This is a genomic window from Pseudarthrobacter sp. SSS035, from assembly GCF_023273875.1.
Taxonomy (GTDB): domain Bacteria; phylum Actinomycetota; class Actinomycetes; order Actinomycetales; family Micrococcaceae; genus Arthrobacter.
In genome coordinates this window covers 682,705-697,878 of sequence record NZ_CP096882.1, presented here as the reverse complement: position 1 = coordinate 697,878, position 15,174 = coordinate 682,705, and the positions used below count along the sequence as shown (strand labels likewise).

Here is a 15,174-nt window from a genome sequence, read left to right as displayed (position 1 = left end):
GGGTCGCTGGTCGATGAGTTCCGCAGTACCGGGCCGACCAGGTCCGGGCCAGCGGCCGGTCGGTGAGGGGTGCTTGGCGATGGGCGCACTGTGGATCAGGACCTTGGGCCCGCTGGAAGTCGTTGCCGACGGGGCGCCGGTCATTGTGGGCAGCGGGAAGCTGCGGATCGTCCTGGAATGCCTGGCCCTGCGGGCAAACTCGGTGGTCTCCACTGACTTTCTTGCCGAAGCCGTCTGGGACGGCCGCCCGCCCGCGCAGCCGGTCCCGCAGCTGCAGGTGTACGTCGCCAACCTGCGACGTCTGCTCCAACCGGACCGGTCTAAGGGGATTGCTGCCCAACGGCTGGCCAGCAGGCCGGGCGGCTACCTGCTGACAGCCGCCGAGGACGAGCTCGACCTGCTGCAGTTTCGCGAACACGTCACCGCCGGTGAACTGGCGGTGCAGGCAGGGGATCTGGCCGGAGGCACCGAATTTCTGCGCCAGGCTGTAGAGCTCTTCAAAGGGGCCGCCTTTCCGGACCTTGCCGACGTCGAGCTTCTGCGCCCGGACCTGGACGCACTGGAGGAAGCCCGGCTGGACGCGCACCAGGACCTCATCGACGTCGACCTTGCCCTGGGCCGGCACGGCACGTTGGTGGGGGAGCTGCAGCAGCTGGTGTCCCGGCATCCATACCGGGAACGGCTGTGGGCTTCGCTCGTGCTCGCCTTGTACCGTTCCGACCGGCAGGCGGATGCTTTGGCTGCGTGCAGAGAAGCGCGGAGCACCTTCGTCGAGGAGCTGGGTATTGCGCCCGGTACGCGCCTGCAGGAACTGGAAACGCTGGTGCTGCGGCAGGATGGGTCGCTCGCTGCCCCCGCCGCCGACGGGCACCGCAGGATCAGGCAACGGCTGGACAACCTGCCGGCCGAACTTACGCCGATGGTTGGCCGGGAAGCAGAGCTGGGGGAGGTCTGCTCCCTGTACCGCTCGGAGGGCTGCCGGCTGTTGACGGTCACCGGTCCGGGCGGCACGGGAAAGACCCGCCTCGCGTTGGCGGCCGCCGCCCGGCTCCGTGAGCGGATGGCCGACGGCGTGGGCTGGGTTAATCTGGCCCCGCTCACCCAGGTGCAGCAAGTTCCAGGCGCCATCGCCGCGGCTCTTGGCCTGGAGGACTGGGGCGGTGAAGATCCGTTGAAGGTCGCGTCCCGCTTCCTGCGTAGCCGCCGGCTGCTGTTGGTCCTGGACAACTTCGAGCATCTGGAGGGGGCCTGGCCGGTGGTGCTGGATATGCTCACCGCAGCCCCCGACCTCCTGATCCTAGCCACCAGCCGGAGACGCCTCGGGCTGCGCGCAGAGTACGAATATGAGCTCGCGCCACTGGCCCTGCCACCGCTCGAGATGCCCCTGCCTCCGCGGCTGTTACGGGAGGTTCCGGCCGTGAAACTGCTCCTGGCCCGCGGCCGGGCGGTCCGTCCGCATTTCGACGTCGACGATGGCAACGCGGCCGTGCTCACCCGGCTGTGCCACCGACTGGACGGCCTGCCGCTGGCCATCGAGCTGGCGGCCGCGCAGTTGCGGCACCGCAGCGAGGGTGCCCTCCTCGAGGACCTTGAGGTTAGCCTCGCCGCGTTGCCTGCAGCGTTCCGCGACCTTCCGGCCCGCCAGCGGACGCTGACGGCCACGATCGCGTGGAGCTACGAACTGCTGGGCGGGGCGGAGCGAGAGCTTTTCGACCAGCTCGGCGTCTTCGCAGCGGACCCGACATTGGCGGCGGTCAGCAGCATCTGTAGGGTGCCGGCAGATACGGAGCCTGTGCGCGAAGGCTTACAGACGGATGACCTGCTGACCGCGCTCGCACGGCACAGCCTGCTGCGTCGCTACACGGATCCCTCAGGACAAAGCCGGGCGTCGACGCTGGATTCGATCCGCGAGTTTGCCCGCGACCGGCTGTGCGTGCTCGACAACCCTGCGACGGTTCGACGGCGGCACGCCGAGTACTACCTCGGCCTCGCCGAGGCCGTCGGCCCCCGGTTGTGGGGGCACGACCAAGTGGAAGCCTTCCGGCTGTTGCAGTCCGATGCCCTCGACCTCCGAGCGGCGTTGCTGTGGGCGGCCGGTCCGGATGGTTCAACGGAACTGGCACTCAGGTTTATCGGGCAGCTTTGGCATTTTTGGCAGCTAACAGAAGACGTGACGGAGCAGTGCGGGATCGCTCTAAGGCTGATTGAGCAGGCTTCGGATGTTCGCTTGGACCTCCAGGGCCCCGCATTCAGTGGAACTGCCACCTTCTGCTGGATGACCGGCAGTAATGGAATGGCGAAGCGGCTCCATCAGCGAGCTCTGGAAGCCTTCCGACTCGCCGGTAACGAAGAAGGTGTCGCCTGGAGCCTGTCGTGCCTGGCAGTTCAGGCCATGCAAGATGACGACTTTGGGGCGGGACAGCAATTTGCGGAAGCGGCCGTACGGTCACCCAACGCCAGCCCACGAATCAAGGCGGCTGCCCTCACCAACCTTGGTCTGGCTTCGTTCTATGCCGGCGACTACACACAGGCAATTGATTCCTGCCAACGGAGCCTTGAGCTTGCGCGGCCACTTGGGGACAGATGGCTGCTTGGCATAGCGCTGGTTAATCTGGCCGACAGCACCCGTCAGGCTGGAGACGTCAACGCTGCGGAGCGGCTCTTGAACGAGGCAGTACGTTCTGTCGTCGAGCTTGGTGCAGAGACCAACATTGCGACGTTCCTTGAATCACTTGCAGACGTCTACGTTGAGCAGGGCCGTCATGAGCGGGCGATCCGAGTTCTGGCTGCCGTCCACGCCTACCGTGGAGACCGTGGGCTGGTGCTCAGCGCTCCGGAACAGCGTCGAGTGGAAGGGATCATCAGCCGCGCCCGATCTCAGGCCGGCCCCATCCCGTTCGGTCTCTCTTGGGCGCGAGGCCAGTCGATGACTCTGACTCAAGTCGTCCAGGAAGTTCTTTAGAGCGTTATTCGCCCAACAGCCCGTAGGTGCTGACGACGTTGCCCTTCGTGGTCCGGTACTGATCCTTCAGGCCGAGCCGCGTCACGGGGTCGCCGTCCTGGAACAGCTTCCTGCCGCTGCCGGCCACCACGGGGTGGGTGATCAGGGTCAGCTCATCCAGCAGCCCGGCGAACAGCAATTGCCGCACCACGGAAATGCTGCCAGTGACGGCGATCTCGCCACCGTCGCGCTCCTTCAGGCCGGCCACGAAGTCCTCCAGCGGTCCCTCGATCAGGTGGGAGTTCTGCCACTCAAGCGGTTCCGTCAGCGTCCGGGAGGCCACGAACTTCTCCACCGGGTTGATGAAGCCGGCGAAGTCCTCGTCCACGGACGCTGTGGGCCAGTACCCAGCCCATTCCTGGTAGCTCACCCGGCCAAGCAGCACGGTGTCCACGCTTTCCATCATGCGGGTAAGGGCCTTGCCGAGGTCGTCGTCGAAGCTGTCGAATTGCCAGAGGAACGGGTCTGAGACCACGCCGTCAACGGAGTGGAACAGGCCGGACGTAACTTTGCGCATGAGGTCCTCCAAGGTCAGGGGCGGTTGGCATCCACGCTATTGGCTGCGCCCTCAGCAGGGAAGCCCCGACCGGTGGTTGAGCCCGTCGAAACCTGGATCTCGACGGGCCCGATCACCGCTCTCGACCGGGCCGTAGTTAGGTTCGTCACCACCGCCTGCGTGTTGCGCGAATCCGGGGGCCTGCAGCCGCATACTGGTGTTCATGCGGCCTCTCACCGCACCCCGGCCAGGCAGGAGGAAAATGCATGGAATCCCTGAAGAAGATCGTACGCAACCAGTACTTCCCCGCGGCCGCGGTGCTGACGGCGGTGTTGCTTTTCTGGATCATCGCCATGTTCGGCGGGCTCTCCCTGCTGAACAACAACCAGCCCCCGATGGCCACCCTGACGTGGATGCTGTTCGTCTATGCCGCAGCTGTCCTGACGCCGCTGGCAGGCATCCTGGCCGGTGTGGACCTGGTCCGCCGCTGGCGCCGCAGCCGCATGTACGCGTTGGTTGAGCTGGAACGGGACGGGACCGCCGAGTACGAGGCCGCGCAGGAAGAAACGCTGCAGGACGCAGAACCAGCGGACGAGCAGGTTCAGGAGCCCACAACGCAGGCTCAGGCCCCGGCACAGCCCGCCGAGCCCGAAGCCCCAAAGCAGTCCGCACTGAAACACCCCGCACAGCACCGCCCGGTAACTCAGCAGCAGCCCGTCAAGCGCTATCCGGTGCAGCAGCAGCCTGCTCAGCAGCAGACCGCGAAGAAGCAGCCGGGTCAGACCAAGCAGCGCAAAAAAGCCGCGTAGCCACCGGCCGATACAGGCTAAGGCTAAACGCTACAGCGCCAGCTCCACTCGGTTCCGGCCGGCCGCCTTCGCGGCGTAGAGGGCGGCATCAGCTTCACCCAGGAGGGTGTCGGCGTCGGCACGGTGCTCGGAAGTGAAGGCGGAAATCCCGGCGCTCAGCGTCAACTGCCCCAGCGGATCCCCGGAGTGGACAATCTGCAGCCCGCGCACGGTATTCAGCGCCCGCTCCATAAATGCCTTGGCGCTCAGCTGGGACTGGTTCGGCAGGACCAGCAGGAATTCCTCGCCGCCGTACCGGTACACGCCGTCGCTCTTGCGCGCCGAGCCCACCAGCGCCTCCGCCACGGCCCGCAGCGCGAGATCGCCCGCCTGGTGCCCGTAGATGTCGTTGTAACTCTTGAAGTTGTCCACATCGCACATGGCCACGCAATACCCCTCCGTGTACCGCTGGCTGCGCGCATGCAGCTGCTCAAGGTCCTCGGAGAGCTTGAGCCGGTTGTGCAAGCCGGTGAGCGGATCGGTCCGCGCCTGCTGCGAGAGCACCTTCCGGTAGTGCGCCAGGTCCGCGTGCAACGTGGTCACCCGCAGCGCCACCAGCAGCCGCGCATGCAGGACAAACGGGTCCAGCGGCTTGGTGACGTAGTCGTCCGCCCCGGCCGCGAGCCCGGCGAGCACATCGTCCCGCGAGCCCTGCGACGTGAGCAGCACGATGTACGTGTACAGGTCCGCCCCGCGCGCCCGGATGGCCCGGCACAGCGCCAGCCCGTCCATCCCCGGCATCATCCAGTCCGTGACCACAACATCGGGCTGGTGTTCCAGGTAGAGCGCCCACGCCTCGTCACCGTCCGCCGCCGTCAGGCAGTCATGCCCGTAGAGTTCGACGGCGGCGCGGGCCACCAGGAGCGAGCCCGGATCGTCATCCGCCACCAGGACTTTCACTGTGCCACCTCCAGCGCTAGATCAAGTTCAAAGTCCACACGCACAAGCTCGGCTTCCAGCCGGCTGAGCAGCTGCGGGCCGCCGTCGAGCCTTCCGCTGCGTCCCATGTCCTCCAGCTCGCCGCACAGGCTTGCGACGGCCGTAGCTCCGATGTTGGCCGCCGCACCCTTCAGGGCGTGCGCGGCCTGCGACAGGGCCGGCCCGCCACCGTTGGTCACCGCTTCGCGCAGTGCTGCGAGCCGCGCGGGAACGTCCTTCCGGAACGCCTCCGTCGTTGCGGGCAGCAGGCCTAGGCCGTCCTCGGGGCCGAGGCCGCGCAGCATAGTCAGCCGGTCCGCATCCAGCGCCGGCGGACGTCCACCGGTGACGGCCAGCAGCTGTGGAGCCTGCTGCTGGGGAGATTCGTGCTGGGGAGCCTCCTCCCACTGAGGCGCCGCCGGCTCCGGCGGCGCAGAACGCTCCGTGACCTGCTCGGGGACCCAGCGGGCCAGGGCCGCTTCAAGCTCGGCGGCGTCCACCGGTTTGGAGAGGTAATCGTCCATGCCGGCGGCGAGGCAGCGCTCCCGGTCCCCGTCCAAGGCGCCGGCGGTCATCGCGATGATCGGGAGATGGCTGGCCCCGTCGTCGCGCTGGCGGATGACCCGCGTGGCCTCGAAACCGTCCATCACCGGCATGTGGCAGTCCATCAGGACGGCGGCATACCGTGTGCTGGCGGTGGCGGCCACGGCCTCGGCGCCATCGGCAACCACGTCCACCGCGTAGCCGAACTTGATCACCGTGGCGCGGGCCACCAACTGGTTCACCTCGTTGTCCTCCACCACCAGGATGCGACCCCGCGATGCGCCCCGAAGGGACGACGCATCGGACGAATCAGCGGACGACTCCGGGAAGGACCCGAGGGAGGAACCGGACGACTCAGCCGACGGCTCAGCGTCGGAAGGCCGGCCGGACCCAGAACGGGCCGGGGCATGGTGTTCACTCGTGGACATCAGCCGGATCAGGCGGTTGTAGAACTCGGAGCTTCGGACCGGTTTCATAAGCCATTCGCGGACTCCGGCGTCGGCGATCTCGGCGGCGTTGACCTGCATGGTGGACGTGAGCACGATCAGTTCGATGTTCGCCAGTGCGGCGTCGGCCTTGAGTTCGCGGGCGAGCTCCAGGCCATCGGTATCCGGCATGCAGAGGTCCAGCACGGCCAAGTGGAAGGGCAATCCGGCCGCTGCGGCTTCGTGGGCGCGGGCCAACGCGGCGCGGGCATCCGGCACGGCCTCCGGCTGCAGCTTCCAGCCGCGCAGTTGGGATTCCAGCACCAGGCGGTTGGTGGCGTTGTCGTCCACCACCAGAACGCGCAGCCCGGTGAGGAACCCGGCGGCCGGCACGGGATCCGTGGACGGCGGTGCCACAGGCACGGGGATGCGGAACCAGAACGTGCTGCCTTCGCCCAGAGCGCTGTCCAGCCCGATCTCGCCGTCCATGGCCTCAGTGAGCCGGCTGCAAATGGCCAGGCCCAGGCCGGTGCCGCCGTAGCGCCGGGTGGTGGAAGCGTCCGCCTGCGAGAAGGATTCGAACAGGCGCACGTGGTGCGAAGGGTCGATCCCGATGCCCGTATCGCGGATCTCGAAGCAAACCATGGCGGTGGCCCCGGGTTTCGCGTCCGGCGTCTCCGTCGTCACGCGGATGGACACCTCCCCGGCCGCTGTGAACTTCACGGCGTTGGAGGCCAGGTTCAGCAGGATCTGGCGGATCCGGCCGGAATCACCGTGCAGCCTGGCCGGAACGTCCGGTTCGCAGTAGGCGATCAGCTCAAGGTTCTTGGCCTGCGCGGGCTCGGTCAGCAGGCCGGCCACTTCTTCCACAAGGGCGCGGGGATCGAAGGCGCGGATGTCCAGGTCAACCTTGCCGGCTTCCAGTTTGGAGAAGTCCAGGATGTCGTTGATGAGGGACAGGAGCGCCTCGCCGGCGCCTTTGACGCCCTGGGCGTATTGCTTCTGCGTCTGGTCCAGCGGCGTCTCCAGCAGCAGTGCGGTCAGCCCCACCACGCCGTTCATGGGGGTGCGGATTTCATGGCTCATGGTGGCCAGGAACTCGGACTTGAGCCGGCTGGATTCCAGCGCCGCTTCCCGGGCCGCCTTCAGCTCCAGTTCGGCGGCCCGGCGCAGGGTGATGTCCCTGGCGATGGTGCCCAACCCGCTGAGCCGGCCGGTATCGTCCCGGATGGGGGAGACGGTCATCGACACGGGAATGACGGCGCTGTCCTTCGTCAGGTGCTCCATCTCGAAGCTCATCGCTTTGCCGCTGGCGCGGATCTGCTCGAACACCTTGGCGGCACCGGCGATACCGCCCGGCGGCAGCAGGAAACGCGCGTCACGGCCGATCGCTTCCGCGGCCGTATAGCCGTACTGATGTTGCGCCCCAGGGTTCCAGCTGGTGATGATGCCGTCGGGTGTGGTGCTCAGGATGGCGTCGGTGGAGGAGTTTACGATCGCGCCCAGGCCCTCCAGCTCAGCCGTCCTGGCCGCCACTTCCTGCTCCAGCCCGCTGGTGAGGGTGATGTTTTCGATGATGATCAGGACCTGGCGGACCAGGATAAGGACAACAGTGGTCCTGGCCACTACCAGCAGGAATGCACTCATTTCGCTGGTGTGCGGGGCGGCAACAGTTACCACTGCCACCAGGATGGGTGCGTAGGGAAGCATCTCCAGGGCCAGCACGTAGGCTTTGCGGTCCGGCCGCGGCTTCTCGGCGTAAGGGAGCAGCGGCGCCAGGGCAACCAGGAGGAAGGCGCCGATCCAGCCTACGGCGAGGGGGGACCCTGTGATGCCCGTGACGCCCTCGAAAGTCAGCTTTACATAGGTGCTGTCCGTGATGGTAAGGACCAGCAGGCCGCCGCCGAAACACAGCCACGGCAGCCGTTCGCCAGGCTGCCGGCGCATCCCGAGCACCAGCACCAGCGACGTCATGGTCACGTCCACCACCGGGTAGGCGATGGTGGTGAGGCGGGTCAACACGTCGCCGTCCGAGCTGAACGCCGGGCCCAGCGCGGTGAACCAGCTGACCACCAGCGCCGAACCGGCAATCACCGCGGCGTCCAGTGCGGTCCGGACCAGCCCCACACGGGTAGTGCCCCCAGGCCGTTTGAAGCTGAAAAGTGCGACGGCGGCGGGCACTGAGTAGGCCAGGAACCCGGCATCCGCCAACGACGGGAACGGGTAGACGTGGTCGTTGGCGAGGCCGTAGTAGGTCCAGATGGCCTGGCCGGCCGCCCAGACATAGGCGGCCACCGACATGAGGGTCCAGGCCCGGGCGTTCACGCCGCCGCGCAGCGCCGCCCGGCCGCAGCTGAAACCGGCCAGCAAAGCAGCCGCGAGGATGGAGAAATCACCCGCCACCACGGCCGTGGGAGTGCCGCTGTCGGCGGCGAAATACAATCCAAGAGCGCCTAGGGCCACAGCGGAAATCGCGATCAGCCACACCAGCGTGGCCGTGCTCCTTCCGGTGGTGCGACGTTGCTCCAGAAGACCGGTCTGAGACACGCGGATTCCTCCCCATAGGTGCGCCCGTCACCCGTAAAAGCTGAGACCCGGGCCCGCCCGAGACCTGGGCGAAGACGCATCCCTATGATATCCCTCACAACTCAAGAAGGACCGTACTTCCCGTCCACATGAACCACCTGCCGGCCCGCGCGTTGCAGCAGGCTCGCCGCCACCCCGGAACGGTATCCCGTGGCACAGTGCACCCACACCGTTCCCGCGGGAATCTCGGCCATCCGCCCCAGCAGCTCATGCAGCGGGATGTTCACTGCCCCGGCGAGGTGGCCGGCGTCGTACTCATCCGTCCGGCGGACATCGAGCACCACGTCCCCGGCGGTCCGCCCATGCAGCATGTCGGCCCAGTCCACACGAGGATAATGCACGACGGCGGTGCCCGGCGCGAGTGCCGACGGGTCCGTTCCGAGGGCGGCATCCGGGGAGTCGATGCCGATGCGGGACAGGTCCCGGATGGCTTTTTCGATGTCCTCTTCTGATCCCACCAGCGTCATTTTCTGGTTCCACGGCAGGACCCAGCCCAGGTAGGCGGTGAAGCTGGAGCCACGGCCATACTCGAAACTCACCGAGCCCAGCAGGTGCCTGCTGGCGAAGGCCACCCGGTGGCGCAGATCCACCACCCATTCGCCGTCTGCGAGCCGGCGGCTGAGCTCCTCCGGATCCACGGATTCCGGCACAGTGAGGTCCGCCGGCCCCGGACCCTGCCGGTTCGCCGGCGCCATGTGCGCATAGTAGGACGGGTAGGCCGTCAGGTTGCTGATGAGCTCCCGCACAAAGTGGTCCTCATCGGCGTCCGTAAACGCGTGGTTGGATTTCTGCTGTTCGGCGACGGTGGACGATCGGACGCTCGACGCCGGCCCGGACGAACAGAACGAGCCGAACCCATGCGTGGGGTACAGGGCTGCATCCGGCTGGGCCTCGGCGGCCAGGCGGCGGACCGAGGAGTACTGCGCGCGGGTGAGGTCCTCGGTGTCCTCGTCACTGACCAGATCAGTCCGGCCCACCGACCCGTAGAGCAGGCTGCCGCCCGAGAACACGGCCTGCTGCTCGCCGTCGCTGACCACGTAGCTGAGATGGTGGTGGGTGTGGCCGGGCGTGGCCACGGCCTTCACGGTGAGCCGGCCCACCTGGACCGTGCCGCCGTCGGCCATTGGCGTGTGTTCGAACCCGACGTCGTCGTTTGCGCTGACGAAATACTCGGCACCGTGAGCGCGGGCGAGGATGAGCCCGCCGGTGAGGTAGTCGTTGTGCAGGTGGGTTTCGGCAACGTGGGTGATCCGGACGTCGGCTTCCGCGGCCGCGGCGTCCACCCGGTCCGTGTCCCGCTGCGGATCGATGACCAGGGCCACCTCGCCGTCGTGGACCAGGTAGCTGCGGTCCCCGAGCGGCCGCGTTTCGATGACAACGACGTCCATAGAACCCATTGTCCTCGCGCAGCCCGTTGTTGGCGCCGGTCAGGCGGTTGTAGGCCGCCTGCCCGCCAGCGCTGCCAGGGCGTCTTCCGCCTGCCGGCAGGCCAGCCCCAGCTGCTGCCCGGTCTCAGGCAGCGAGAACAGGTACCCCTGCAGCGAATCGCAATCCAGCGCGGTCAGGTAGTCTGCCTGCTCGGCGGTTTCGACGCCTTCGGCGGTGACGGTCAGGCCCAGGCTGTGGGCCATGTTGATCATAGAGCTCAGGATGGGCAGGCGTTCCTGTCCCGTCCGGACCATGGACACAAACGTCCGGTCGATCTTGACGGTGTCCACCGGCAGGTCCTGCAGCCGGCCCAGCGACGAATAGCCCGTGCCGAAGTCATCCAGCGCCACCCGGACGCCGGCCTCGCGCAGGCTCCTGAGCTGCCGGATCAGGCCGCAGTCCGGGTCGAAAAACACGCTTTCCGTGACCTCCAGGACCAGCTGGTACGCGCCCACGCCACAGGCAGCGGCCAGGCGGAGAATGCCGTCGGCAAACGCCGGTTCCTGCAGCTGCACGCCGGACACGTTGACCGCGAGCGACCGCGTCAGGTCCTCGCGCAGCCAAGGCGCCAGCTGCACCAGGCTGAGCCGCATCACTTCGTTGCCGATCTCGCCGATCAGGGCGCTGCGCTCCGCCATCGGGATAAAGACCGATGGCGGGATGCGCTCGCCGGCGTGGTCCCACCGCGCCAGGGCTTCGAACTGGACTGTTTGCCCGATCCGCGGGGAGACAATCGGCTGGAAGGCCACCGAGATCTCACCGCGGGTGACCGCGAACTGCAATCCCGCTTCCATCTCCGTCCGCTGCACCAGCGCAGTCATCATGTCCGGATGGAAGCGCAGGAAACGATTCTTGCCCGCAGCCTTGGCCGCGTACATTGCGATGTCCGCCTCACGGAGCAACTCGGAAGCGACGATCGCCTCCTTACCGATGGAGGCGAGTCCCAGGCTGAGGCTCGGCCGCAGCGCCGTGCCGTTGATGGTCACGGGCACATGCAGGCAGCGGACGATGCATTTGGCAATGGCATCGGCGTCGGGGCAGGCCGTCAGCAGCACCACAAACTCGTCGCCCCCGAGCCGGGCCACCACATCCGCGGTGGGGACGCAGCCGCGGAGCCGGCGTGCCACCTCCAGCAGCATGTCATCGCCGGCCTGGTGGCCGAGGATGTCGTTGACTTCCTTGAAATTGTCCAGGTCGATGAGCAGGACGTCCACTGTCTTCAGGCGTGGTTTTTTGAGCGCCGCAGCGAGGGCCTGGTTGAACACCGCCCGGTTGGCCAGCCCGGTCAGCGGGTCCTGGAACGCAAGTGCTCTCAGCAGTTCCGCCTGCGCGGCCAAATCAGTCAGGGCCTGCTCGGCCTGCTCCTGCGCCTGCCTGCGCGGAGTGACATCCCGGAAGCTCCACACCCGGCCCGCGATCCTCTCACCAACCCGTTGGGGCCGCGAGTACCTTTCAAAGGTCCTGCCATCCTTGAAGTCCAGCACGTCGTGGCTTTCTGCCGCCGGGTTCGCCACAACTTCGGCGATCCTTGCCATGAAGGCCTCCGGGTTGGCAACCTGGGAGATGATCAGCCGCATGACGGGCACTTCGGTGTCACCGTCCAGGAGTTCCGGCGGGATGCCCCACATCTTCAGGAACTGGTCGTTGAACCCGGCCACACTGCCGTCCGAGCTGATCACAAGGATGCCGTCCGCAGTGGATTCGAGGGTGGCCGTCAGCAGTGACATGGCCTCGAGAAGGTCAGCGTCAGCTCCCTTCCGGTGTTCCGTGCTCCGGACCGAAACCAGCAAGACCTGCGAGCCGCCGTCGTCCAGCAGTGAGCCTGCCACCTCGGCGGAGAACTCCGTGCCGTCCCGGTGCAGTCCGTATACCTCACGCGGCGGCAGCGGTTCATCGGGCTGCGCCTGCAGGTGCTCCTGAAGCAGCCGCGTTTCGTTCCGGAACCCCTCCGACAGGAGCAGCCAGTGGTCGCTGCCGATCAGCTCAGCGCGAGTGTAGCCGAACAGCTTGCTTGCTGCCGTGTTGGCCATTTTGATGGTGCCGTCCGCGTTGACCGCCAGAAGCGCATCCGGACTGGCATCAAGAAGCGCACCGAAATTCGACGCGCCCACATCCTTGCCCTGCCGCCTGGAACCCCCCATGCGTCACCACCCCCACGCACATCATAAAGTGCAGGTTGTGATCGCGGTACGAAAACGCGTGACTTTTGTGCGGCGTTTGGAATTGGAGGACGGAATTCGCGCTTCGCTTGGTCCGCGGCGGTGGAAACGGGCTAAGAGTTACGCATTCCCGTCAGCCCGGCCCCGGAAACTTGCCCGGCCCCGGAAACGACGCTGACAGCGGCTCCGGCGTTGGTCCCCAGCCCGCGGACCACCCAGCCCTCCGCCTGCCAGGAAGCAGCATCCAGGACGTTCCTGGCGTCCAGGATCACCCGCCGCCGCACCAAAGCGCCCGCAGCGGCAGGGCTCAGGCGCCGGTATTCGTCCCACTCAGTAAGGAGGAGCACCAGTTCGGCACCCTCCAAGGCCCGCGTTGCGGAGGCTTCGAACCGCAGCTGCGGATACCGCAGCCACGCGTGGTTTACGGCTTTCGGATCGGTCACCGTCACGTGCGCGCCGGCCGCCGCCAGCCGGGCCGCCACGTCCAGGGCGGGGGAGTCGCGGATGTCATCGGTCTCCGGTTTGAAGGAGGCTCCGAGGATGGTGATGGCGCGTCCGGAGAGCGCGCCGCCGCACAGTTCCCCGGCCAGGGACACCGTCCGGGTCCGCTGGCGGACGTTGATGGCGTCCACCACGCCCATCCAGTCGGTCACAGGGTCCACGCCCAGCGCGGCGGCCTGGCTGCGGAGGCTGCGGATGTCCTTGGGCAGGCACCCGCCGCCGAAGCCCAGCCCGGCATGCATGTAGCGGTTCCCGATCCTCGGGTCCATGCCCATGGCCTCGCTGAGTTCGGCCACGTCCGCGCCGGACGCGTCGCACAGTTCGGAGATGGCGTTGATGAAGCTGACCTTGGTGGCCAGGAACGCGTTGGCGGCCGACTTGATCAGTTCAGCCGTGGCGAAGTTGCACACCAGGCGCGGAATGCCGGCGTTCAGCAGCGGCTCATAAACGGCATCCAGGGCAGCCGTCACGGCACGCGGCGCCCCGGTCTTGGGGTTGAAGGCCGCGGCGCGTCCGCCCGCCACACCGTAGACCAGCCGGTCCGGCACCAGCGAGTCCTTCACTGCTGTGCCCTGCCGCAGGAACTCGGGGTTCCAGCCCAGCTGCACGTCCGGCCGCCCCGCGAGGACGCCCTGGAGCATGTCCACCGTGCCCACGGGCACCGTTGATTTACCGACGACGACGGCGCCCCTCGCCAGGTGCGGGAGCAGCGCCTCGGTGGCGGAAACGAGGAAGGTGAGGTCGGCGCCGTCGGACGTTTTGGACTGCGGCGTCCCGACGCACAGGAAGTGGACCTGGGCGCCGGCGGCAGCGGCGACGTCGGTGGAGAACGTGAGGCGGCCGGTGCTGCGTCCGTCGCGGAGCAGTTCGTCCAGGCCGGGTTCGAAGAAGGGGGCCTGGCCGCGGCCCAGCTGGTCCACTTTGGTGGCGTCCACGTCGATGCCCACCACGGTGTGGCCCATGGACGCGAGCGTGGCGGCGTGCACGGCGCCGAGGTAGCCGCAGCCGATCACCGATATTTTCACAGGGACGCTCCACTTTTGGTTTGGGCAGGCTCAACCACCGGGCGGCGGCTCTTGGTTTCGACGGTTTCAGCCAACGGTTCTCCGGCGATTACTGATTGGTACTGACGCACCAGTTCGGCGCTGAGCACCGGCCACGTCCGCGCCTGGACCGAGGCGTGCGCTGTCCTGGCGAACGCGCGGCGCTTGGCGTCGTCGCCCATCAGGTCCATCACCCGGGCGCGGAAACCGGCCAGGTCGCCGGGCTGGTACAGCCAGCCTGTACGGGAGTTTTCCACCAGGTCCAGGGGCCCGCCGCGGCCTGTGGCCACCACCGGCACCCCCGATGCCATGGCCTCCTGGATGGTCTGGCAGAACGTCTCGAACTCGCCGGGATGGACAAAAAGGTCGAAGGACGCCACCGCCTTCGCCAGCTCCTCACCGCCGAGGAACCCGGTGAACACGGCGTCCGGCAGGGCTTCCTGCAGGGCGGACTTTTGGGGTCCGTCGCCCACAATCACCAGCTTGGTATTCGGGACCTTGGCGAGCGCGGCGAGGTCCTCCACCTGCTTTTCGATGGCCAGCCGGCCGACGTAGCCGATGATGCGCTCACCGCCGGGGGCAACCGTTGCCCGCCACCCGGCGTCGCGCTTTTCCGGCGAAAACCGCGCGGTATCCACACCGCGCCGCCACATGCCCACCCGCGGAATCCCGCGGCCGCGCAACTGGTTCAGCGCGAAGGTGGACGGCACCAGGGTCCGGGTGGCCAGCAGGTGGATGTTCTCCACCCGGTTCCACGCCCAGTTCTCCAGGAACGGCACACCATAGCGTGCGGCGTAGCTGGGAACCTCGGTCTGGTAGATGGCTATGGTGGGGATCCCCAACTGATGCGCGGCCTGCACTGCCCGCCACCCGAGGATAAACGGCGAGGCGAGGTGGACAACGTCGGGTGCGTAGTCGGCAAGGATTCGCTTGACCCGGTACACACCGCCCATCGCCACTCGCACGTTGGTGTAGCCAGCCAGCGGAACTGCGGGAACCCGGTGCACCGTCGCGCCGTGAACCATCTCGGCCGGTCCCACGAACTCGGAGACGGCATAGGTGGAAGGGGCGATGACCAGGACGTCGTGGCCCTGGTCCTCCAGGTGTTCAAGCACCCTCAGGATGGAGTGGGTCACTCCGTTCATCAGCGGCAGGAATGACTCGGCAACAATTGCGATCCTCACCCCTCCACGGTGGGCGCGGCGCCTGTCGGGGCGGGGTCACCC

Annotated in this window: 9 protein-coding genes; 2 read left to right on the top strand and 7 right to left on the bottom strand. The window is 67.3% G+C overall.

All coding sequences use genetic code 11. The annotated features are described in order from the left end of the window. The first annotated feature begins 79 nt into the window (after positions 1-79). Positions 80-2,962 (top strand): BTAD domain-containing putative transcriptional regulator, encoded by a 2,883-nt coding sequence (locus tag MUN23_RS03135; RefSeq protein WP_248762058.1) that lies wholly within the window; start codon positions 80-82, stop codon positions 2,960-2,962. 4 nt (positions 2,963-2,966) lie between these two features. Here the strand turns inward: MUN23_RS03135 and MUN23_RS03130 are convergent, their stop codons facing one another. Continuing rightward, positions 2,967-3,518, bottom strand: coding sequence for a dihydrofolate reductase family protein (locus tag MUN23_RS03130; RefSeq protein ID WP_248762057.1), 552 nt, complete (start codon positions 3,516-3,518; stop codon positions 2,967-2,969). Between the two features lie 245 nt (positions 3,519-3,763). Between MUN23_RS03130 and MUN23_RS03125 the strand changes: the two genes are divergently transcribed. Beyond that, positions 3,764-4,306, top strand: a complete 543-nt coding sequence (locus tag MUN23_RS03125) for a hypothetical protein (RefSeq protein ID WP_248762056.1) — start codon at positions 3,764-3,766, stop codon at positions 4,304-4,306. A gap of 30 nt (positions 4,307-4,336) precedes the next feature. Here MUN23_RS03125 and MUN23_RS03120 read toward each other — a convergent pair whose 3' ends face one another. From MUN23_RS03120 to MUN23_RS03095, 6 genes are all read right to left on the bottom strand, one after another. Next, on the bottom strand, positions 4,337-5,245 hold the full coding sequence (locus tag MUN23_RS03120; protein ID WP_248762055.1) for a diguanylate cyclase: 909 nt from the start codon (positions 5,243-5,245) through the stop codon (positions 4,337-4,339). Continuing rightward, complete coding sequence (locus tag MUN23_RS03115) at positions 5,242-8,778, bottom strand: response regulator (RefSeq protein ID WP_248762054.1); 3,537 nt, start codon at positions 8,776-8,778, stop codon at positions 5,242-5,244. The genes MUN23_RS03120 and MUN23_RS03115 overlap by 4 nt, the downstream gene beginning before the upstream one ends. 101 nt (positions 8,779-8,879) lie before the next feature. Further along, on the bottom strand, positions 8,880-10,205 hold the full coding sequence (locus MUN23_RS03110) for a rhodanese-like domain-containing protein (protein WP_248762053.1): 1,326 nt from the start codon (positions 10,203-10,205) through the stop codon (positions 8,880-8,882). 39 nt (positions 10,206-10,244) lie between these two features. After that, positions 10,245-12,386 carry a bifunctional diguanylate cyclase/phosphodiesterase gene (locus MUN23_RS03105; protein ID WP_248762052.1) on the bottom strand — a complete coding sequence of 714 codons (2,142 nt, stop codon included), beginning with the start codon at positions 12,384-12,386 and terminating at the stop codon, positions 10,245-10,247. Between the two features lie 131 nt (positions 12,387-12,517). Then, complete coding sequence (locus MUN23_RS03100) at positions 12,518-13,930, bottom strand: UDP-glucose/GDP-mannose dehydrogenase family protein (protein WP_248762051.1); 1,413 nt, start codon at positions 13,928-13,930, stop codon at positions 12,518-12,520. Further along, entirely contained in the window at positions 13,927-15,132 is a 1,206-nt protein-coding gene (locus MUN23_RS03095; protein ID WP_248762050.1) for a glycosyltransferase family 1 protein, read from the bottom strand. Before MUN23_RS03095 ends, MUN23_RS03100 begins: the two co-directional genes overlap by 4 nt. Between the last annotated feature and the right edge of the window lie 42 nt (positions 15,133-15,174).

Excerpts from the sequence above, each read along its gene's own strand:
- MUN23_RS03135 (WP_248762058.1), top strand. The coding sequence starts at position 80 with ATGGGCGCACTGTGGATCAGGACCTTGGGCCCGCTGGAAGTCGTTGCC.
- MUN23_RS03130 (WP_248762057.1), bottom strand. The coding sequence starts at position 3,518 with ATGCGCAAAGTTACGTCCGGCCTGTTCCACTCCGTTGACGGCGTGGTC.
- MUN23_RS03125 (WP_248762056.1), top strand. The coding sequence starts at position 3,764 with ATGGAATCCCTGAAGAAGATCGTACGCAACCAGTACTTCCCCGCGGCC.
- MUN23_RS03110 (WP_248762053.1), bottom strand. The coding sequence starts at position 10,205 with ATGGACGTCGTTGTCATCGAAACGCGGCCGCTCGGGGACCGCAGCTAC.
- MUN23_RS03105 (WP_248762052.1), bottom strand. The coding sequence starts at position 12,386 with ATGGGGGGTTCCAGGCGGCAGGGCAAGGATGTGGGCGCGTCGAATTTC.